The sequence below is a fragment of the Bradyrhizobium sp. UNPF46 genome, from assembly GCF_006658625.1.
GTDB classification, from domain to species: Bacteria; Pseudomonadota; Alphaproteobacteria; order Rhizobiales; family Xanthobacteraceae; genus Bradyrhizobium; species Bradyrhizobium nitroreducens.
In genome coordinates this window covers 21,750-41,880 of the sequence record NZ_LFJB01000007.1, presented here as the reverse complement: position 1 = coordinate 41,880, position 20,131 = coordinate 21,750, and the positions used below count along the sequence as shown (strand labels likewise).

The window sequence follows — 20,131 nt, the reverse complement described above, 5'->3', positions numbered from 1 at the left end:
TCATGCCGCCGTCAGTTTTGGCTTGGGCGCGAGCGTTTCGAGCAGCGCGGTGCCGGTCTGGCGGACATGGGCGCCGAGCAGGCGTCCTGCCGCCTCGCTGTCACGCGCCTCGAGCGCGGCGAGGATACCGGCGTGTTCGTCGACCGAATTGCTCCAGCGCTTGTCGGCACCCAGGGCCAGATAGCGTGCACGCTCGGCGCGGGAAATCAGTGTCTCGTGCGCTTCGCGGAGCGGCGTGTTGCGCGCCATCCGGACGATGGTGTTGTGGATTTCGCCGTTGATGGCAAAATAATCGTCGAGCTTGCCGTTGCGGTGATGCCCCTCCATCCGGGTCTGAAGCGTCCGCAGGCGGGCGAGGTCGCGTTCGGTCGCGCGCTCGGCGGCAAGCTCTGCGGCCAGCCGTTCGATCCCCGCGAGCGCTTCGAACAACTCCGAGATGCCGGCGATCGCGATGTCGGCGATGCGCGGGCTGCGGTTGGGGCGAAGCTCGATCAACCCTTCGGCCGCGAGCACCTTCATGGCTTCACGAAGGGGAGTACGGGACACGCCCAGCTCCTTCGACAGCCTTGTCTCCTGGGTCTGTGAGCCCGGCGCCAGCTCGCCGCGAATGATCATCGTCCGCATCCGCGCGGCGGCGCGCTCATGCAAGCCCATCCTCTTGAGTTTGGGTGATTTTCGGCCCTTCGGGGTTTCCGACTTCTGCTGCACGCGCGCCTCGTTGCTTCAGTTCATCCTAGCCGTTTCCGGCCGCTTTGCTTGCCCAAAATACCGACGCATGTCGCTGAAAACAATGGCATAGCGCGCAAATTGTATGCAGCATGCAGAATCCCCGTTGCGCTGCCGCGAAGGCCGACCGATGATCTCCCGAGACGCGCGAGGTCTCGCGCCTTCGAAACGGAGTGAGCAATGCGGACGAGTTTGCGAATGGGCCTCGTGGTGATGGCCGCGATATTCGGCGGAGGCGACCTCGCCATTGCGCAGACCGCGAAGATCAAGCTCGGCTACGCCAAATGCGCGCACTGCCTGCCGATGTCGCTGATCCCGGGCATGGCCAGGGGTGTCGAGGTCGAGGCCACCGGCTTCAACTCGGGCAACGACGTGCTCACCGCCCTGATCTCGAAGAGCATCGACGTCGCGCAGGTGACTTATCTCCATTACATCACCGCGCTCGACAAGGGCTTTGACGTCGTCGCCGTGTCCGGCCAGATCAACGGCGGCTCGGAATGTCTCTCCTCTGCGAAGCTGAGCCTGCCGCCCGACGATTGGACCGCGTTCAAGGCCGTCGTCGCCAAGGGCAAGAGCGACGGTCAGCTGCTGAAGGTCGCGGCCTCCCGCGGCAACGCGCAGGACATCCACATGCGCGGCGCATTCCTCAAGCAGGGTGTCGATCCCAACAAGGACATCCAGTTCATCAACATCCCCAACCCTTCCGACCATCTTGCAGCGCTCCAACGCGGCGAGGTCGACATGATCTGCTCGGTCGAGCCATTCGCCTCGCAGATCCGGCTCGCCGGTGCCGGCAAGCACTTCGTGCTGCCGTACGACCAGGCGGCCGGCAATCTGACCAATTTGATCGTGACGCGCTCTGACGTCATCGCCAGCCAGCGCGCTGGTGTTCAGGGCGTCGTCAGCGCCGTGGTCGAGCTCGACAACAAGCTGGCCGCCGACAAGACGCCGTGGATCGACGTCATCAACAAGCTGACCGGCCTCGATAAGAACGTGGCGGCGGAGGCGCTGAAGAACGCTTCGCCCGATCCTGCGATCCACCGGTCGCAAACGCTCGCGATCGCCGCCATGATGCGCGACCTCAAATACATCCAGAAGGACGTCTCCGCGGAAGCGGAGAAAAACATGGACTATTCGTTCCTGGAGCAGGCCACCGGAAAGGCCAAGAATGACCTCGGTTACTGACGTCTCGCCCGCAAGGCCTGCGCTTCGGCTGACGCGGGCGATCCAGGGGCTCGAACGCCTGATCGTGCCGGCGCTGCTGATTGCAGGCTGGGAGGCTTTTGCCCGCAGCGGCGTGCTTCCGCCCGCGCTGCTGCCGGCGCCGAGCGCCGTGCTGCACGCGCTCGGCGACTGGGTGTTCGGCTTCGACGAGACCACGCAGACCTATTCCGGACACTGGCTGCGCGATGCGCTCGCCAGCGCTTTGCGTGTGTTCGGCGGCTTTGCGCTGGCGAGCTTGCTCGGCATCCTCGCCGGTGTCGCGATCGGCTGGTCGCGCCTGTTCGAGAAGACGCTGGAGCCGACGCTGCAGATGCTGCGGCCGATCCCGCCGGTGTCCTGGATTCCGCTCGCCATCATCTGGTTCGGCATCGCCGACAAGCCGGCGATCTTCCTCGTTTTCCTGGGTGCTTTCTTCCCCGTGCTGATGAACGCGATCCATGGCGTGAAGACCGTGGACCATAATCTGGTCCGCGCGGGCGCGATGATGGGTGCGAACGGGCGGCAGATGTTGACCGACATCGTGCTTCCGGCGGCGCTGCCCTCGATCTTTGCGGGTCTGCGCATCGCGGTCGGCTCGGCCTGGATGCTGACGGTCACGGCCGAGATGGTCGCGGTCAAGAGCGGCCTCGGCTACGTGCTGTGGGACTCTTACTACTTCCTGCGCTACGACATCGTGCTGGCGGCAATGATCTCGATCGGGCTGCTCGGCTATCTCTCCGACCTCGGCCTCAAGGCGATCATGGCGCGCACGCTGCGCTGGCAGCAGACGACCACCGTGCAGGGCAGGGCAGGCTGATGGCGGCAATCGAGCTTCGCAACATCGTCAAGGTATTCTCCGACAAGCGGCGCGGCCGCGACCTCCTGACGCTGGACAACATCAATCTCGACATCGAGGCCAATGATTTCGTCTGCCTGCTCGGCCCGTCCGGCTGCGGCAAGTCGACACTCCTGAACATCATCGCCGGCTTCGAGCAGGCAACCTCCGGGCGGACGCTGGTTGGCGGCAAGCAGGTCGAGCGGCCGGGCTCCGACCGCGGCGTCGTGTTCCAGCAGCCGACCCTGATGCCGTGGCTGACCGCGATCGACAACATCGCCTTCCATCTCAAGCTCAAGGGCGTCGCCAAAGCCGAACGGCACGACCGCGCCATGGAGTTCATCGATCTCGTCGGCCTACGAGGTTTCGAGCACCATCATCCCTCCGAGATGTCCGGCGGCATGAACCAGCGGGTCGGCATCGCCCGGGCGCTGCTCATGAACCCCAGCGTCATCCTGATGGACGAGCCGTTTGCTGCGCTGGACGCCCAGACCAAGCTCGAAATGCAGGAGGAACTGGTCGCGATCTGGCAGAAACGGCGCTGCACCATAGTATTCGTCACCCACAGCGTCGATGAGGCGCTGGTGCTCGGCAACAAGATTGTGGTGATGACCAAGAGGCCGGGCCGGATCCGCGAGGCCGTCAATTTCGACCTGCCGCGCCCGCGCGACATCACCAGCCCCGAATTCAACGACGCCAAGCGCCACGTCCTGTCCCTGATCCGGGAGGAGTCGACGCGGCTTGCGCAGGCGTCGTAAGGTTAAGACCATGCGCAAGCGTCTCGGCATGATCACGCCGTCCTCCAACTCGGTGCTCGAGCCCGTCACCAGCGCGATGCTCGCTGGCGTGCCTGATGTCACCGCCCATTTCTCGCGCTTCCGCGTCACCGAGATTGCGCTCGATACCGCGGCGCTGAAACAGTTCGACGCCTCGGTCATGCTGCCGGCGGCGGACTTGCTGGCCGACGCAAAAGTCGATGCCATCGCCTGGAACGGCACCTCCGCGAGCTGGCTCGGCATCGGCCGCGACCGGAGCCTGTGCGAGGCGATCGCGGCGCGCACGGGCGTACCCGCGACGACATCCACGCTCGCCTGCATCGATGCCGCGCGCGCGCTCGGTGCGAGACGCATCGGTTTGGTCTCGCCCTATACCGATGACGTGCAGCGGCGGATCGGCGATGTCTGGTCCGAGGAGGGCGTTGCCCCGTCCGCCGAGCGGCATCTGGGCCTGCGCGACAATTTCTCCTTCGGCGAGGTTGCGCCTGCGACCATCGCGGACATGATCCGCGCGGTGGCGTTGGAAGGTGCCGACGCGATTGTTATCCTTTGCACCAATCTCGACGGGGCCGCGCTTGCGGCTTCGCTCGAACGGGAATTGAACATTGCCGTGCTCGATTCGGTCGCGGTGACGTTGTGGCGAACCCTTGAGCTGGCCGGAGGGGACATCTCCGCTCTTGCGCCGTGGGGGCGGATCTTCCAGACACCAGCGGTCATCAAGTAACGGAGGCGCCTGTGACTCAGCTCGATCTCGCCATTCGCGGCGGCACCATCGTGACGGCCAGCGACGAGTTCCGCGCCGACATCGGCATTCGCGACGGTTGCATCGTCAGCATTGCCGATCATCTCGAAGGTGCTGCGCGCGAGATCGACGCGACCGGCCTGCTGGCACTACCGGGCGGCATCGACAGCCATGTCCACATCTCCCAGCCCTCCGGCCCCGACGTCGTGATGGCCGACGATTTCGCCTCGGCCACGCGCGCAGCAGCGGCCGGCGGCAACACCATGGTGCTGCCGTTCGCGCTGCAGGAGAAGGGCACCTCGCTGCGCACGTGCGTGGAGACCTACCGCAAACTCGCGGAAGGTGAGTGCTATATCGACACTGCGTTCCACCTCATCATCTCCGATCCGACCGCGGTCGTGCTCGGGCAGGAGCTGCCGGCCCTGGTCAAGGACGGCTACACTTCCTTCAAGGTGTTCATGACCTATGACGACCTCGTGCTCAGCGACAAGCAGCTGCTCGAGGTGTTTGAGGTCGCGCGCCGCGAAGAGGCGCTGGTCATGGTCCATTGCGAGGGCTACGATGCCATCCGCTTCCTGACCTCGAAGCTCGAACGCGAGGGCCACATCGCGCCTTATTATCACGGCGTCTCGCGGCCGCAGGCGGTCGAGCGCGAGGCGACGCATCGCGCCATCAGCCATGCCGAGGTAATCGGCGTGCCCATCATGATCGTGCATGTCTCCGGGCGCGAGGCGATGGAGCAGGTGCGCTGGGCGCAGCAGCGCGGCCTGCCTGTTCATGCCGAGACCTGCCCGCAATACATCACGCTGACGGCCGACGACATGAAGGGCCTGAACATGGACATCACGGGCGCGAAGTACGTCTGCTCGCCGCCGCCGCGCGATGCCGAGAGCCAGCAGGCGATCTGGGAGGGCATCACCACAGGCGTGTTCCAGACCTTCTCGTCCGATCACTGCCCGTTCCGCTACGACGATCCCAGGGGCAAGCTGACGCCGAACGCCCGCACCTCGTTCCGCTGGGTGCCGAACGGCATTCCCGGCGTCGAGACGCGGCTGCCGATCCTGTTCTCCGAGGGCGTCTCGAAGGGACGCATCAGCTTGCAGAAGTTCGTCGAGCTCACCGCGACCAACCACGCCCGAATCTATGGCCTGTATCCGCGCAAGGGCTCGATCGGCGTTGGCTTCGATGCCGATGTCGTGCTGTGGGACCCGAAGCTGCGGAAGAAAATCCAGCAGGCCGACCTGCACCACGGCGCGGACTACACGCCTTGGGAAGGTTTTGACGTCACCGGCTGGCCCGTCACCACCATTGCGCGGGGGCGCGTCGTGTACGAACGCGGCAAGATCGTCGGCGACAAGGGCGCAGGCGAGGTGCTGAGCCGCGGCAAGTCGAGCCTGATCTGATCAGGCGCGGCTCGCTTGGCGCCTGGTCTAGAGAAGGGCGCGGTCAGGGCATGCGGGATTTTGCCAGAACGCAGTGGACGCCCTTGTTGCCGTCGACCAGCTGCGTGACGCGCAGGTCGGCGGCGATCGAGCAGAGGGTATAGGCGTCCTGCGCGCTGAGGCCGCTCCTCTCGCGGATCAGCGCGATCATGTCGCGCAGCGCCGCCTTGGCGGCATCGTCGAGGTCCTCGTCGAATCCCATCGTGATCCAGTCGACCGCGGTTTCCGCGCGCGGGGAGGCGAGGCGAAGATCGCGCCGGACGTGGAATTCGAAGGTGCCGGTGAGCGCGGCCTCGATCGCCGTCAGGCAGACCTCACCGTCGCCCTGGAGCGCATGGCCGTCGCCGGCGGAGAACAGCGCGCCCGGCACGAAGACGGGAAAATACAGCGTGCTGCCTGCGCCGAGCTCCTTGTTGTCCATGTTGCCGCCGAACGCCCGCGGCTCCTTCGAGGACAACCGGCCCCAGGCGAGCGGCGGCGCGACGCCGAAATTGCCGAAGAAGGGGGACAGCGGCAGCTCCTGTCCCCAGGGCAGGCGCGCCACGTTACGCGCGCGGTCAAGCGGAATGTGGATGCGACGAAACTCGGGAAAATCCTCGGGCAGCGTGCCGAGCGTCGGCACCTGGAGGTTCCAGCCCCAATTGCAGCGTAGTTCGATATTCAGCACGCGCACTTCAAGCACGTCGCCGGGTTCAGTGCCCTCGACATGGATCGGCCCCGTGAGAAGATGCGGGCCCGGACCGCGGAAGGCGCTTGCCAGCACCTCCGCATGTCCAGGCACCACCTCAAAACCGAGCGATGGATCAGGCAGATCGTCCGGTTCGCCCGATAGCGTCTCGATGGTCACCCGGTCTCCGGATGCGATCCGGAGCACCGGCTTCAATCGTCCGTCCCAGAGTCCCCACTGGACGTTTCCGGGAATGGATCGCAGCACGTGGTCCATCAGTCTACCGTCACTGCCTGCCGCTAGCTGCCTGCGCTGCTCGCGACGATCGAGGCGGGCGAAGTCACGAGCTTGCCGAGCCCGAGATAGACGAGGCCCGCAACCCCGATGCCGAACAGCCAGCTCAGGTCGGCACCGCCGAGCAGATTGGTCGAGATCGGCCCCTGCAGCGCGCCGACGAGGCCGTCTTCGACCAGCCATCCGGCGACGAGGCCCGCAAGGAAGGCGATCATGCCGGCCCAGTTGATGTCGCCATAGGCGCTGGTCTCCGGCGAGCGGTAGAGCTCGGCGATGTCGATCTTGCCCTTCCGCTTGATGAAGAAGTCGGCCAGCACCACCCCGGCCCACGGGCTCATCCACAAGAGCAGGCTGATCATCCAGTTGTCGAACGCTTTCGCGAAAGACGGCGCGAAGATGAAGTACAGCGTGACCAGATAGCCGGCGACGCCGACGATGACGGTGAGCCAGAAACGGGAGAATTTCAGCCCCGCGCTGAGCGCCGCCAACGTCGCCGAATAGACGTTGAGGATGTTGGTGGCGATCGGGCCGTGCAGCACCATCAGGAGGACCAGGATGCTGACGGGCCCACCAAATACCGCGCTCACCATCTTGGCGGGATCGGTGTCCAGCGTCGTCGAGGCGATGGTCGCGCCGAGAATGCCGAGCCAGACCGTGGGCACGAACATGCCGACATAGCTGTACCAGAACACGGATTTCGACGGCACGCTCTTCGGCACGAAGCGCGAATAGTCGGAGGCCCAGGTCACCCAGGAAATGCCCCAGCCGACCCCGATCGCGGTGGTCAGCAGCGTCAGCATCGCCAGATGTGCCCCCGGAGGCAGCGATGTCGTCAGGTTCCAGTTGACGACACCCGGGCGCGTCCATGCGAGGACACTCATGAGCACCATGATGGCGATGGTCGGTGGCACCGTGTACTTCTCGAAGGTGCGGATCGCGTAGAAGCCGTAGATTCCGATCAGTACCTGCACTGCCATCACCAGCGTGATGACGGCGATCTCGACCGGCCATGTGTCGGGAACGCCGAACTGCCCGAGGATGCCCATCGAGACCTTGACCGGGAAGTAGGTGTTGACCCCGATCCAGCCCAGCGTCATCAGGAACATCAGGATGCTCGGCAGGTAGGCGCCGCGGACTCCGAACGCGGAGCGGCTCAGCACCATCTGGTTGACGCCGGTCTTGTGCCCCATCACCGTGAAGGTCGCGAAGATCGCGCATCCCACGATGTTGCCGAGCACGATGACCGCGATCGTTTCCATCAGGCCGAGTTTCAGAATGATGCCGAGCGCGCCGAGCGCCCAGTTCACCGGCGCGATGTTGGCGCCGGCCCAGATCCACATCTGCTGCGGCCCGGTCGAGTCCCGGTCCGCGTCGGGAATTGGCTCGATGCTGTGAAGATCAGCGCGAAGTTCGGAATCCGTCATGACATCCCCCAATACGAAGCACGCTTCGCATCGTGGCAGCATAAATCGTGCCATGGGTTATGGGGCGGTCGGAACAGGGCGTGCGCCGAGGCCCAATGCAATCGGGTACGGGCTCGATTGCTACTGGAATTTCAAGCGCACGCCGCCGTCACGCGCGGGCTCGTTGCGCCGCGTTCGAGCCGTCGCTCCGCCGTCCGAACGTGCCGGCAGGACGTGGAGGACGTTGCACGGCCGGGCAGCGGTACGATGATAAATTAAGCAGCCAAACCCAAAACGGCAGCAGCTGCGTCTAGTCGAATATGGCAGCAGCGCTGTCGCGAGTGGGATTGCCGGCGACGATGCGCTGCATCATTTCAATGAAGAGCGCCTGTTCCTTTTCGCTGAGATCGCCGAGCGTGGCGCGATGCGCCTGCCGCGCCGCGCCTTCGATCTTGACCAGCAGTGCTGCGCCGGCCGGGGTCAATCGGCACAAGCGCGCACGGCGATCGTCCTTGTTGACGGCGCGCTCGACCAGATGCCGCGCGGCGAGCCGCTTCAGCGCGCCGGTCGTCGTAGTCCGATCGAGCGCAATATCGGCCGCCAAAGTGGTCTGATCGGCGGTTTCGCGCACCGCCAGCGCCGAAAGCAAGCTGTATTGCAGTGGCGTGACCTCGAACTGCCCGCAGGCTTCCTGAAACAGCGCCACGTGAATCTGATGCAGTCGACGGATCAGATAGCCGGGCCGCTGCGACAATGGCCAGGGGCGGTGCTTGGCCCGGCTACGACCCTTCTTTGCTTGCCGCAATGCACGCTCTCCCAACCCGGAACCCCCTGCGATTAGCTCGATTCGAACGCGCCCGCCACCGCCAGATCATGGCACGAGGCTTGCTTTTGCAGAATACGAAGCATGCTTCGTAATTCGCGGGCATCCGCCTGCGCGAGATGGATGAGATAGAGGAGGACGCCATGTCCGTCACTGCCAGCTTCGACCTTCTGCTGCGAGGCGGCCGCGTGATCTGTCCGGCCTCCGGCGTTGATGGCATCAAGGACGTCGCCATCCGCAACGGCAAGATCGCAGCCGTCGCGTCCGACATTCTGCCGAGCAGCGCCAAGGAGATCGTCGACGTCAGCGGCAAGCTGGTGCTGCCCGGGCTGATCGACACCCATGCACATGTCTATCAGTATGTCTCCGGCCGCTTCGGCATGAATCCCGACATGGTCGGCGTGCAGTCGGGCGTGACGACGCTGGTCGATCAGGGCGGCCCGTCCTGCATGACGCTGCCCGGCTTTCGTCACTTCATCGCGGAGCCCGCGGCCTCACGAGTCTATGCCTTTCTGTCCGCCTATCTCGTCGGCGGCCTCGAAGGGCACTTCTATCCGCAGCTCTACAGCCCCGACGGCGTCGACATCGATGCGACCGTGAAGGCGGCGACGGCCAATCTCGATATCGTGCGCGGCATCAAGGCCCACGCCGAGATCGGCGGCTTTGCGCGCTGGGGCATCCGCGTCATCGAGATGGCGGCCGAGATCGGCAAGCGCGCCGATCTTCCGGTCTACGTGCATTTCGGCCAGCTCTGGGGCCTGCCCGAGAGTGGCGCCAATGGCGAGGATGCCGACACCATTCTTACGCGCGTGATCCCGCTCTTGCGTGAAGGCGATGTTCTCGCTCATCCGTTCACGCGCCATCCCGGCGGCTTCGTCAACCGCGAGGGCGAGGTGCATCCGGTGATCCAGGCCGCGCTCGAGCGCGGCCTCAAGGTCGACGTCGGCCACGGCAGCCACTTCTCTTACCGGCTCGCCAGGAAGGCGATCGCCGCCGGCATCATTCCGACCACGCTCGGTGCCGACATTCACGGCTACAACACGCATGTGCCCGCGCCGGCCGGAACGCCCGACCAGCACGAGGACGAGGAGAACCATCCGTTCGCAGGACAGGCCAAGTTCAGCCTGGTGCAGGCGATGAGCTCGATGATGGCGCTCGGCCTGTCGCTGGAGCAGGTGGTGCCGATGGTCACCTCAAATCCTGCCAGGATGCTCGGCCGCAGTGGGGAGATCGGAGCCCTCAAGGTCGGAATGGACGCCGACGTCTCCGTGCTCACCGAGCAGAACGGCCGCTTCGTCCTCACCGACAACGAGAAGAACGAGGTCATCGCCGAGCGCCTGCTGCAGCCGGCCTTCTGCCTGCGCGCCGGCACGCGCTTCGACGCAGTCGCGCCGATCCTGCCGCAGGCTGTCGCGGCTTAAGGCCACGCGGTGAAGGAGGGCGCGGGGTTGCGCAACGAGCGAGAGTTTCCTTCTGGCAAATCCGGGCAGGGCGTTGGCGCACGACTGCCGCGGAAGGAGGACGACCGCCTGATGCGCGGCCGCGGCCAGTATGTCGCTGACATCAGGCTCGCGGGCCTTCAGGACGTCGCCTTCGTGCGCAGCCCGCTGGCGCATGCGCGCATTCGCGGCATCCATGTGCCTGAGCGTTATCGCGGCAGCGTGTTTACGGCCGCCGATCTCGGCGGGATCAAGCCGATCCGCGCGATGTCGGGGCTGCCGGGCTTCAAGATCTCCGAGCAGCCGGTGCTGGCCACCGGCAAGGTGCGCCAGGTCGGCGAGCTCGTCGCGATGTGCCTTGCGCCGACGCGCGCCGAAGCAGAGGATATCGCGGCCTCGGTGATGCTCGATCTGGAGGAGCTGCCCGCGGTCTACGACATGTTGAAGGCGCGCGAGCCCGGCTCGGCGCTGGTGCATGAGCATTGGGGCGACAACGTCTTCCTCGAGACCAATTACGAGGTCGACATCTCCGCCGCGCTCGATGCGCCGATCAAGGTCACGCGCGAGATCTCGACGGCACGGCAATGCATGTCGCCGCTCGAGGGTCGCGGCGTGGTCGCGACCTTCGACCGGCGGCTCGACCAGCTCGCGCTGCATTCGGCGGCACAGATGCCGCACATCACGCGCAGCGGCCTTGCCGAATGCCTCGGCATGGAGGAAGGCCAGATCCGCGTCATCTCGCCGGATGTCGGCGGCGGCTTCGGCCACAAGGGCATTCTGCTGCCGGAGGAGGTCTGCCTGTCCTGGCTGGCCATGCGTAACGGTCATCCCGTGCGCTGGCTGGAGGATCGCCGCGAGCATCTCGTCGCCAGCTCGAATTGCCGCGAGCATCACTACAAGATCACGGTCTATGCAGACCGCGACGGCACGCTGCGCGGAATCGATTGCGAGGCGACGGTGGATTCCGGGGCCTACTCGTCTTATCCGTTCTCGGCCTGTCTCGAGGCCGCGCAGATCGCGAGCATCTTGCCCGGCCCTTACAAGATGCCGGCCTATCGCTGCCGCACCTTCTCGGTCGCCACCAACAAATGCCCGATCCTGCCGTATCGCGGCGTCGCGCGCACCGGCGTCTGTTTCGCGCTGGAGCTGATGCTCGACCTCGTGGCGGCCGAAGCAGGGCTCGAGCCCGGCGAGGTGCGGCTGCGCAATTTGGTGCTGCCGGAGCAGATGCCGTTCGACAACATCACCAGGAAGCATTTCGACAGCGGCGATTACCCGGAAGCGATGCGGCGCGCGCTCGCCGCCATCGATGTCGATTCCATTCGTGCCAAGCAGAGGCTGGGCGAGGTTGACGGTCGTCGCATCGGCGTCGGCGTCTCCATCTACTGCGAACAGGCGGCGCACGGCACCTCGGTCTATTCCGGCTGGGGCATCCCCATGGTGCCGGGTCATGAGCAGGCCTCGGCACGCTTGACGCCGGACGGCGGCCTCGAATTGCGCGTCGGTGTGCATTCGCACGGGCAGGGCATGGAAACGACGCTTGCCCAGGTCGCGCACGAGATCCTTGGCGTTGACGTTGCAAAGATCCGCATCATCCTCGGCGACACCGCGATGACGCCCTATTCGACGGGAACCTGGGGCTCACGCTCGATGGTGATGGCCGGCGGCGCGGTGGCGACTGCTTGCCGTGAGCTCGGCGAACGCGCAAGGCGCATCGGCGCAAAACTGTTGCAGCACGATCCGGCCGCCGTGGTGTTGCAGAACGGCGAGGTGCGCGGCGTCAATGGCAGCGTCAACATCCAGACCATCGCCCACACCTGGTATCGTCGCCCGCAGGATCTCCCGGCCGATGTCGATCCTGGCGGGCTCGAAGTGACCCAGGGCTACAAGCCCGTCCGCGACAGCGGGACCTTCAGCTATGCCGCGCACGCGGCCGTGGTCGCGGTCGATCCTGATGTCGGCGAGGTCGAGATCCTCGACTATGTGATCGTCGAGGACGGCGGCGTGCTGGTCAATCCGCTGGTGGTCGACGGGCAGATCTACGGCGGTCTCGCGCAAGGCATCGGCACCGCGCTCTACGAGGAGATGCCGTTCGATGCCTCCGGCCAGCCGCTGGCGACGACGCTCGCCGATTATCTGCTGCCGGGCCCGACCGAGGTTCCGGCCGCGCGGCTCGACCACATGGAAACGCCGTCGCCCTATACGCAGTTCGGCGTGAAGGGCATCGGTGAAGGCGGTGCGATTGCGCCGCCGGCCGCGATCGCCAATGCCGTCAACGACGCGCTGCGTCCGCTCGGCGTCGAGCTGATGCAGTCGCCGATCACGCCGCATCGCGTCGTCGAAGCGGTGCTGGCCGCCCGCGCGACTGAGAGGAGCGCGGCATGAAACCGGCGCCCTTCGCCTACGAGCGCCCGCGCGATCTCGACGCCGCGCTGTCGATGCTGGCCGCAAGCGGCGGTTCGGCAAAGATCATCGCCGGCGGCCAGTCGCTCGGACCGATGCTCAATCTGCGGCTGGTGCAGCCGGAGCTGATCGTGGACATTTCCGGCCTGGCTGAGCTCAAGCGGGCCGAGGTTTCCCGCGGCGAACTCGTGCTCGGCGCCTTGGTCACCCATGCCGACATCGAGGACGGGCGCACGGCCGACGTGACCCGCGGCGCCATGCGCGGCGTCGCCGCCAACATCGCTTACCGTGCGGTGCGCAACCGCGGCACGATCGGCGGCTCGCTCAGTCATGCCGATCCCGCTGCGGACTGGATTTCGGCGCTCGCCGCCTTGGGCGCGCGCGTGACGCTGCGCAGCCTTGCCGGCGCTCGCACGATGGCGATCGAGGCCTTCGTCGTCGGCGCCCTGGAATCGGCGCTGCGTGCGGGCGAAATCGTCGAGGCGATTCACGTCCCGTCACGGGCGGCCTCGGCCCATTGGGGCTATGCCAAGAGCTGCCGCAAGACCGGCGAGTTCGCCCACGCCATCGCCGCGGTACTGATCGATCCGACCGCTGCCTCGGCGCGCGTCGTGATCGGTGCGATCGATACGACGCCGATCGTCGTCACCGACGCCGCCGAGCTGTTCGGCGGACGGATCGCGGGCGACTACAAGCAGTGCTTCGACATCAGGGTCGCCGATGCGCTTCTCGCCAAGGCCGGCATCGACGACGCCGCGCAGCGTCACATCCATGTCAGCGTGTTGAAGCGCGCCCTCCTGGAGGCCGCGGCATGACCACGATCGCGCTTCAGGTCAATCGCCGTGCGGTCGAAATCTTGGCCGAGCCGCGGACCAGCCTGGCCGATTTCGTCCGCGATAGGCTGGACTTGACCGGCACCCATCTCGGTTGCGAGCACGGCGTGTGCGGCGCCTGCACCGTGCTGCTCGACGGCGTGCCGGCGCGCTCCTGCATCACCTATGCCGTGGCCTGCGCGGGCGCCGACATCACCACCATCGAAGGGCTCGATGAGGACGAGGTCACGACCGAGTTGCGCGCAGCCTTCACCCGCGAGCATGCCCTTCAGTGCGGCTATTGCACCCCGGGGATGCTGGTCTCGGCGCGCGATCTGGTGCTGCGTCTGCCCGATGCCGATGAGCGGCGCATCCGTGTCGGCCTCAGCGGCAATCTCTGCCGCTGTACCGGCTATGTCGGAATTGTGCGGGCCGTTCAGTCCGTGATCGAAGCAAGGCGTGCGCGCAACATCGCGCCGCTTGCCGATGGCGGCCGGACCATCCTTGGTCCTGCCGGTTCAGGGCGTGCCACATCTGGTCAAAATGGGCCGCAGCCCGCGACGCAGGCGTTGGCCGCGGCATCAGACAGTGTCGCGCCGGGTGCCATTCCCGATTTCACTCCGGCGACCGTTCTGAACCAGCGCTTCACGCTGCCGCACGCACCCGCAAAGGTGTTCGCGATGTTCGATGATGTCGCTGGTATTGCATCCTGCCTTCCCGGCGTATCGCTGAAGGCGCCGCCAACGCCGGAGCGCGTGGAAGGCGCGATCCGCGTCCGGCTCGGGCCGATCGCGGCGTCCTTTGAGGGCGCCGCGCGCGTCGAACGCGATCCCGCAACGTTCTCCGGCCGCATCATCGGCATCGGCACCGACCAGCGCAGCCGTTCGGCGACGCAAGGAGAGATCCGCTACCGCCTGCTTCCGCTGGAAGGCGGCGCGGCGACTGCCGTGGAGCTGTCGATCGGCTACACGCTCTCGGGAATGTTGGCCCAGGTCGGCCGGCCCGGCCTCGTGCGCGATCTAGCCAAGCGCCTGGTTGCGGAGTTCGCGGGCAATCTCGACCGCCACCTGTCCGGCACAGCGCCGGGGCAGGTGACCGCGGCCGAGCTCAGCTTCTGGTCAATGATCTCGGAAGTTCTGCACGCCCGGCTGGTGCGCATGTTTGGCCGCGTCTTCACTGGAAAAGATGGTGCGGAATGATCGGCGTGCCGGCGCCGCGGAGTGACGAAGCCTCGGACGACCCTGGATATCAACAGCGTGGGATTTGGAGAGACAACATGACACGAGCACTCGGACTGGTTGGGACAATCGCGCTGGCGACGGCCTTGTTCGGCGGCCCGGCAGGGGCGCAGACCATCAAGATCGGCGTCAATGAGCCGCTCACCGGCGCGTTCGCGGCCTCCGGCACCTATGTCGTCAACGGCGCGAAGATCGCCGCCGACGAGATCAACGCCAAGGGTGGCATCTTGGGCAAGAAGATCGAGCTCGTCATCGAAGACAACAAGAGTAACCCGACGGAAGCTGCCGCCGTCGCCGAGAAGCTCATCACCAGTGACAAGGTGCCGGTGCTGATGGGCGCCTGGGGCTCGAGCCTGACGCTCGCGGTGATGCCGAAGCTGATCGAATACGAGACACCCATGGTGGTGGAGACCTCGTCCTCCGGCAAGATCACGACGACGGGCAATCCCTTCATCTTCCGGATATCGCCGCCGTCAGCGGTCGAGGCCGCCGCGTTCAAGGGCATCGTCGACAAGCTTGCGCTGAAGAAGGTCGACTTCCTCGTCATCAACAACGACTGGGGCCGCGGCACCGCCGAGGACTTCAGCAAGATGATGAAGGACAAGGGCATCACTATCGGCCTCGTCGAGACCATGAACCAGGGTGCGCAGGACATGAGCGCGCAGCTTTCCAAGATCAAGAGCTCGGATTCCGAGACGGTGATCGTCACCACCGCGGTGGATCAGCTCACCCTGATCTTCAAGCAGGCGGCCGCACTCGGCCTGAAGAAGCGCATCATCACCACCGGCGGCTCGCAGAACCCGGACCAGATCATCGCCCAGGCGGGCGCGGCGGCCAACGGCACCATGCATCTGACCACCTTCCTGCCCTGGTTCCCGGACAAGACGCCGAACCCGGAAGCCACCAACTATTTCATCACGGAATGGAAGAAGCGCGGCTTCGAGTTCGCCGGCTGCACCGAGAGTTTCCGCGGCTATGACGGCATTCGCACGGCGGCAGCCGCGATCGAGAAAGCGGGCAAGGCCGAGCCGGCCGCGATCAAGGCGGCGCTCTGGAACATCAACATCAAGGGGCTGAACGGCGACATCGTGTTCCGCAAGTCCGGTCCCGAAGGCAAGGAGAGCGGCCAGAGCCAGCCGAACGTCTATCTCATCGAGATCAACGACGGCAAGGTCGAGATGAAGACGCTCTAACACACGTAGTCGCGGGCGAGGGCGGTGCATCGCCGCTCTCGCCTCACTACACAGGGCTATCGCATATGAAGGGAAGCGTGGCGGGCAGCTCGCCTGCGGCCCATCCTTCGAGACTCCCGCCTGCGGCGGGCCCTCAGGATGAGGTCGGGCTTTGCAGCGAGATATTGGATCCTCATGGTGAGGGGCCCGCCAAAGCGGGCGTCTCGAACCATCGAGGCCGACCTCATCCGGCAGCCGCCCACCGTCATATGCGATAGCCCAAATTCACTACGATTCATCCAGGAACGGCTTTGAGCGAATTTCTCCAGCATCTGGTCAACATGCTCGTGCTCGGCGGCACCTATGCGCTGCTGGGCATCGGGCTGACCTTGATCTTCGGCATCATGAACGTCGTGAACTTCACGCACGGCGTGCTCTACACATTTGGCGCCTACATCATGTTCATCGTGGTGCAGCAGCTCGGGCTGAATTTCTTCGTGGCGTTGCCCGTCGCGGTGCTTGCCGGGTGGCTGCTCGGGGCAGCGATCGAGCTGACATTGCTGCGACCGCTGCGCGGCTCCGACATCGACACCACGATGCTGGTCATGATCGGCGCCTGGATCGCGATGCAGTCGGGCGCGCTGTGGATCTGGGGCGGCGTCGCCAAATCGGTGGCAACGCCATTCCCTGAGGCGCCGCTGGTGCTCGGGCCGGTGTCTGTCTCCTGGTTGCGCCTGTTCGTGCTCGCTGCGGCCGCGATGTTGATCCTGGTGACTTACCTCCTGATCAACAGGACCAGCCTGGGACGTGCGATGCGGGCGACGTTCCAGGACCACGACACGGCTTCGCTGATGGGCGTCAATGTCGACATGATCTACACCTCGACCTTCGCGATCGGCTCCAGCCTTGCCGCCGCCGCCGGCGCGCTGCTCGGACCGGTCTACGTGATTTTCCCGCAGATGGGCGATCTGGCCGCCGTCAAGGCGTTCGCCATCGTCATCCTTGGGGGCCTCGGCAACATCACGGGCGCAGTGATCGGTGGCTTCATCCTGGCGCTGGCCGAGGAATTGGGGGCGGGTTACGTCTCGTCAGGCTACCGCGATGCCATGGGTTTCGTGATCATCATCGCGGTCCTGATCTTCCGGCCGACGGGCCTGTTTGCGCGCGCGGAGCGGGTTGGATGAGAGCCGCCGTCACCATCCTCGTGGTCGCTGCGCTTGCCTCGGTACCGCTCTGGCTGCGCGATCCCTACCTGCTGAATGCGCTGATCACGACCGGCATCTTCGTCATCGGCGCGATGAGCCTCAATCTGCTGCTCGGCTTCACCGGCCAGCTCAGCCTCGGCCACATCGCTTTCTTCGGTATCGGTGCCTATGTCAGCGCGCTGACGTCGCTTGGCTTCGACGCCGGCCTGCCCGGAGGCTTCCGTCTGGTTCACACGTCCTGGCCGCCGATTGCAGGCTTCGTTCTGGCAATCCTGGTCGCCGGATCGTGCGGCTATTTCGTCGGGTTGCTCTCCTTCCGCGTCCGCGGCGCCTATTTCGTCATCGTGACCATCTCTTTTGCCGAGGTCGTCCGGCTGGTCGCGCTGAACTGGGTCGAGCTGACGCAGGGTCCGCTGGCACTCACCAACATTCCCTCGATTGCGCTGCCCTTGCCCGGCTTCGGCGAGCTGACGCTGCGCACCAAGTTTCACAACTACTATCTCGTGCTGGTGGTCGCGCTGATCGCCTATCTCCTGATCGCGCGTCTCGTTCATTCCCATTTCGGCCGCGCCATGCGCGGGCTGATGGAGAACGAGACGCTGGCGGTTTCCGTCGGCATCGATGTCACCAGGACGCTGACGCTGGCGGCCGTGATCTCGGCGGCCATTGCCGGTGCTGCCGGCAGCCTCTATGCGCACTACATCAGGATCATCGACCCCGAGGTGTTTGCCTTCATCAACACCGTCACCATGGTCATTATGGTGATCTCAGGCGGCAAGGGCTCGCTGGCTGGTCCCGTCGTTGGCGGCCTGATCTTCGGGCTGCTGCCGGTTGCGCTACGGCCGGTCATGGCGCCGGAGGCGCAGTGGATCGCCTATGGCGGCGTGCTGATCGCCATCCTGTTCGTGCTGCCGCGCGGCATCGTGCCGTCGCTCGCGCAGCGCTTCGCCCGGCGGCGGAGCGGGGCCGCGGCGTTGGCGCCGGTCGCGCTCACCGACACCGGCGCCAAGGAGCCAGCGTGATGACGGCGCGCAGCGTGGCCATGACCATCGATCAGGTCGCCGTCCGCTTCGGCGGGTTGGTCGCGATCTCCGACATGAGCTTTACCGTCGGCGAGGGCGAGATCGTCAGCTTGATCGGGCCGAACGGTGCGGGCAAGACCACCGCCTTCAACGTCATGACCGGATTCCTGACGCCGAGCGCGGGCCGCGTCACCTATCAGGGCACGACGCTATCAGGGTTGAAGCCGCACGAGATCGCCGATCTCGGCCTGATCCGCACCTTTCAGCGAACCTCCGTGTTTCCCAACGACACCGTCTACGACAATCTCCTGATCGGCCTGCATCGTCAGGGGCGGGTCCGGCTGCTCGATGCCATCCTCGGGCTGCCGGGCGCGCGCGCCTCGGAACGCAGGCTGCGGCAACGCGCGAGCGAGTTGATCGAGTGGGTGGGGCTCGAGCGCCGCGCGCACGATACGGCCGGCTCGCTGTCCTACGGCGAGCAGCGCCTCGTCGGCGTCGCGCTGGCGCTGGCGGCAGAGCCCTCGATGCTGCTGCTCGACGAGCCCGTCTCGGGCATGAATGCCTCGGAGACCCACCGCTTCGTCGAGCTGATTCGCAGCATTCGCGACCGCGGCATCACGATTTTGCTGGTCGAGCACGACATGCCGATGGTGATGACGGTCTCGGACCGTATCGTGGTGCTGAACTACGGCCGCATCATTGCTGAGGGGACACCGGATGTGATCCGCAACGATCCGGCCGTGATCGAGGCCTATCTCGGACATGGAGCGGCGCGTGCTTGAGATCCGCGACATGGTGTGCGGCTATGGCGGCGTCACTGCGCTGCGCGGCATCTCGCTGGACGTGAAGGCCGGGCAGCTCGTCGCCCTGATCGGCGCCAACGGCGCCGGCAAGAGCACGACGCTGCGTGCGATTTCCGGCCTCGTGCCGCCGCGCGCGGGGCAGATGCGGTTCGAGGGCGTCGACATCACCGGCGCGAAGCCGCCGCGCGTGCTGGCGAGCGGGATCGCGCATTGTCCGGAAGGAAGGCGCGTGTTTCCGCATATGAGCGTCGAGGAAAATCTCGACATGGGGGCTTACCTCCGCCGTGGTTTTGGCGAAATCGCGGCCGATCGCGACCGCATCTATGCGGAATTTCCGCGGCTGGCCGAACGGCGCCGGCAGGCCGCGGGCACGCTGTCGGGCGGCGAGCAGCAGATGCTGGCGATCGGTCGCGCGCTGATGTCGCGGCCGCGGCTGGTCATGTTCGACGAGCCCTCGCTCGGTCTTGCCCCCAACATCGTCGAGCGCACCTTTGCGATCATCCGTGGCATCCGCGATGCCGGCACCACGGTGCTGCTGGTCGAGCAGAACGCGTTCGCCGCGCTCGAGATGTGCGACCACGCCTATCTGCTCGAGAACGGCCGCATCGTGCTGTCGGGCGCAGGTTCCGAGCTGATCGAGAACGAGCATGTGCGGAAGGCCTATCTCGGTGGATGACGATGGCCCCGGTTCAGCTGGCCTGGGCTGGACGCCGGTCTGCAAGCTGGACCGCCTGAGAGCGGAGACGGTCGTTCGCGTACATGTTGCAGGCCTCGACCTGTTGGTGATCTGGAACGACGGCGATGTCGTCGCATGTGACCGCGCATGTCCGCATGAACAGGCGGATCTGGCTCTCGGAGAGGTGAGGGCCGGCCGGCTGTTCTGTCCGCGTCACGCGGCATCGTTCGATTTGCGCAACGGGGCGATCAATCCGGGATGGCCGAGCCCGCCGTTGCGGCTCTACCCGACATGGATCACGGGCGAACATATCTGCGTGGAAGCGCGGGAGCAGCAGGCGCGGCGTTAGGCCCCTGTTTTGCCCGACCGGTCAACATGATCGAAGATGCCGACCTGCCTGCAGAATTTGTCCTTGAAAAACAACGGCATCTCTACTGTGCATGGGGTTGT

Annotated in this window: 19 protein-coding genes; 15 read left to right on the top strand and 4 right to left on the bottom strand. The window is 65.6% G+C overall.

What is annotated here, in order from left to right:
* The gene (locus tag UNPF46_RS04085) at window positions 1–708 is read right to left on the bottom strand and encodes a GntR family transcriptional regulator (protein ID WP_100180354.1); all 708 of its coding nucleotides are present in this window, start codon (window positions 706–708) and stop codon (window positions 1–3) included.
* A gap of 198 nt (window positions 709–906) precedes the next feature.
* On the opposite strand from UNPF46_RS04085, the gene UNPF46_RS04080 reads away from it, so the two are divergent.
* From UNPF46_RS04080 to hydA, 5 genes are read left to right on the top strand one after another with little or no spacing between them, the layout of a single operon-like run.
* Window positions 907–1,911: an ABC transporter substrate-binding protein gene (locus UNPF46_RS04080; protein WP_142249129.1), complete on the top strand. Its 1,005-nt coding sequence runs from the start codon at window positions 907–909 to the stop codon at window positions 1,909–1,911.
* Window positions 1,895–2,746 (top strand): ABC transporter permease, encoded by an 852-nt coding sequence (locus UNPF46_RS04075; protein ID WP_142249128.1) that lies wholly within the window; start codon window positions 1,895–1,897, stop codon window positions 2,744–2,746. Before UNPF46_RS04080 ends, UNPF46_RS04075 begins: the two co-directional genes overlap by 17 nt.
* Window positions 2,746–3,522 (top strand): ABC transporter ATP-binding protein, encoded by a 777-nt coding sequence (locus UNPF46_RS04070; protein ID WP_100180357.1) that lies wholly within the window; start codon window positions 2,746–2,748, stop codon window positions 3,520–3,522. The genes UNPF46_RS04075 and UNPF46_RS04070 overlap by 1 nt, the downstream gene beginning before the upstream one ends.
* Before the next feature lie 10 nt (window positions 3,523–3,532).
* The gene (locus UNPF46_RS04065) at window positions 3,533–4,264 is read left to right on the top strand and encodes a maleate cis-trans isomerase family protein (protein ID WP_142249127.1); all 732 of its coding nucleotides are present in this window, start codon (window positions 3,533–3,535) and stop codon (window positions 4,262–4,264) included.
* Window positions 4,265–4,275: 11 nt separating this feature from the next.
* Complete coding sequence (gene hydA / locus UNPF46_RS04060; RefSeq protein WP_181769766.1) at window positions 4,276–5,685, top strand: dihydropyrimidinase; 1,410 nt, start codon at window positions 4,276–4,278, stop codon at window positions 5,683–5,685.
* A 43-nt stretch (window positions 5,686–5,728) separates the two neighbouring features.
* On the opposite strand, the gene UNPF46_RS04055 is transcribed toward hydA, so the two are convergent.
* The 3 genes from UNPF46_RS04055 to UNPF46_RS04045 form a co-directional block, all read right to left on the bottom strand.
* Complete coding sequence (locus UNPF46_RS04055) at window positions 5,729–6,670, bottom strand: acetamidase/formamidase family protein (protein WP_502705480.1); 942 nt, start codon at window positions 6,668–6,670, stop codon at window positions 5,729–5,731.
* A gap of 20 nt (window positions 6,671–6,690) precedes the next feature.
* Window positions 6,691–8,109, bottom strand: coding sequence for a cytosine permease (locus tag UNPF46_RS04050; RefSeq protein WP_181769765.1), 1,419 nt, complete (start codon window positions 8,107–8,109; stop codon window positions 6,691–6,693).
* A 289-nt stretch (window positions 8,110–8,398) separates the two neighbouring features.
* Window positions 8,399–8,893, bottom strand: coding sequence for a MarR family winged helix-turn-helix transcriptional regulator (locus tag UNPF46_RS04045; RefSeq protein WP_246668589.1), 495 nt, complete (start codon window positions 8,891–8,893; stop codon window positions 8,399–8,401).
* Window positions 8,894–9,054: 161 nt separating this feature from the next.
* Here UNPF46_RS04045 and UNPF46_RS04040 point away from each other — a divergent pair, with 161 nt between their 5' ends.
* The 10 genes from UNPF46_RS04040 to UNPF46_RS03995 all read left to right on the top strand — a co-directional run bounded on the left by UNPF46_RS04040 (window position 9,055) and on the right by UNPF46_RS03995 (window position 20,030).
* Entirely contained in the window at window positions 9,055–10,332 is a 1,278-nt protein-coding gene (locus UNPF46_RS04040) for an amidohydrolase/deacetylase family metallohydrolase (protein WP_142249123.1), read from the top strand.
* A 9-nt stretch (window positions 10,333–10,341) separates the two neighbouring features.
* Window positions 10,342–12,735: a xanthine dehydrogenase family protein molybdopterin-binding subunit gene (locus UNPF46_RS04035; protein ID WP_142249122.1), complete on the top strand. Its 2,394-nt coding sequence runs from the start codon at window positions 10,342–10,344 to the stop codon at window positions 12,733–12,735.
* Window positions 12,732–13,568, top strand: a complete 837-nt coding sequence (locus tag UNPF46_RS04030) for an FAD binding domain-containing protein (protein ID WP_142249121.1) — start codon at window positions 12,732–12,734, stop codon at window positions 13,566–13,568. Before UNPF46_RS04035 ends, UNPF46_RS04030 begins: the two co-directional genes overlap by 4 nt.
* The gene (locus UNPF46_RS04025) at window positions 13,565–14,764 is read left to right on the top strand and encodes a xanthine dehydrogenase family Fe-S subunit (RefSeq protein ID WP_142249120.1); all 1,200 of its coding nucleotides are present in this window, start codon (window positions 13,565–13,567) and stop codon (window positions 14,762–14,764) included. Before UNPF46_RS04030 ends, UNPF46_RS04025 begins: the two co-directional genes overlap by 4 nt.
* 77 nt (window positions 14,765–14,841) lie before the next feature.
* The gene (locus UNPF46_RS04020; RefSeq protein ID WP_181769764.1) at window positions 14,842–15,996 is read left to right on the top strand and encodes an ABC transporter substrate-binding protein; all 1,155 of its coding nucleotides are present in this window, start codon (window positions 14,842–14,844) and stop codon (window positions 15,994–15,996) included.
* A gap of 290 nt (window positions 15,997–16,286) precedes the next feature.
* Window positions 16,287–17,159 carry a branched-chain amino acid ABC transporter permease gene (locus tag UNPF46_RS04015; RefSeq protein ID WP_181769763.1) on the top strand — a complete coding sequence of 291 codons (873 nt, stop codon included), beginning with the start codon at window positions 16,287–16,289 and terminating at the stop codon, window positions 17,157–17,159.
* Window positions 17,156–18,202 (top strand): branched-chain amino acid ABC transporter permease, encoded by a 1,047-nt coding sequence (locus UNPF46_RS04010; protein WP_142249118.1) that lies wholly within the window; start codon window positions 17,156–17,158, stop codon window positions 18,200–18,202. Before UNPF46_RS04015 ends, UNPF46_RS04010 begins: the two co-directional genes overlap by 4 nt.
* Window positions 18,202–18,984: an ABC transporter ATP-binding protein gene (locus tag UNPF46_RS04005; RefSeq protein ID WP_181769762.1), complete on the top strand. Its 783-nt coding sequence runs from the start codon at window positions 18,202–18,204 to the stop codon at window positions 18,982–18,984. Before UNPF46_RS04010 ends, UNPF46_RS04005 begins: the two co-directional genes overlap by 1 nt.
* Window positions 18,977–19,681, top strand: coding sequence for an ABC transporter ATP-binding protein (locus UNPF46_RS04000; RefSeq protein WP_174719222.1), 705 nt, complete (start codon window positions 18,977–18,979; stop codon window positions 19,679–19,681). Before UNPF46_RS04005 ends, UNPF46_RS04000 begins: the two co-directional genes overlap by 8 nt.
* Window positions 19,674–20,030 (top strand): Rieske (2Fe-2S) protein, encoded by a 357-nt coding sequence (locus UNPF46_RS03995; protein ID WP_349628165.1) that lies wholly within the window; start codon window positions 19,674–19,676, stop codon window positions 20,028–20,030. The genes UNPF46_RS04000 and UNPF46_RS03995 overlap by 8 nt, the downstream gene beginning before the upstream one ends.
* Window positions 20,031–20,131 lie beyond the last annotated feature (101 nt).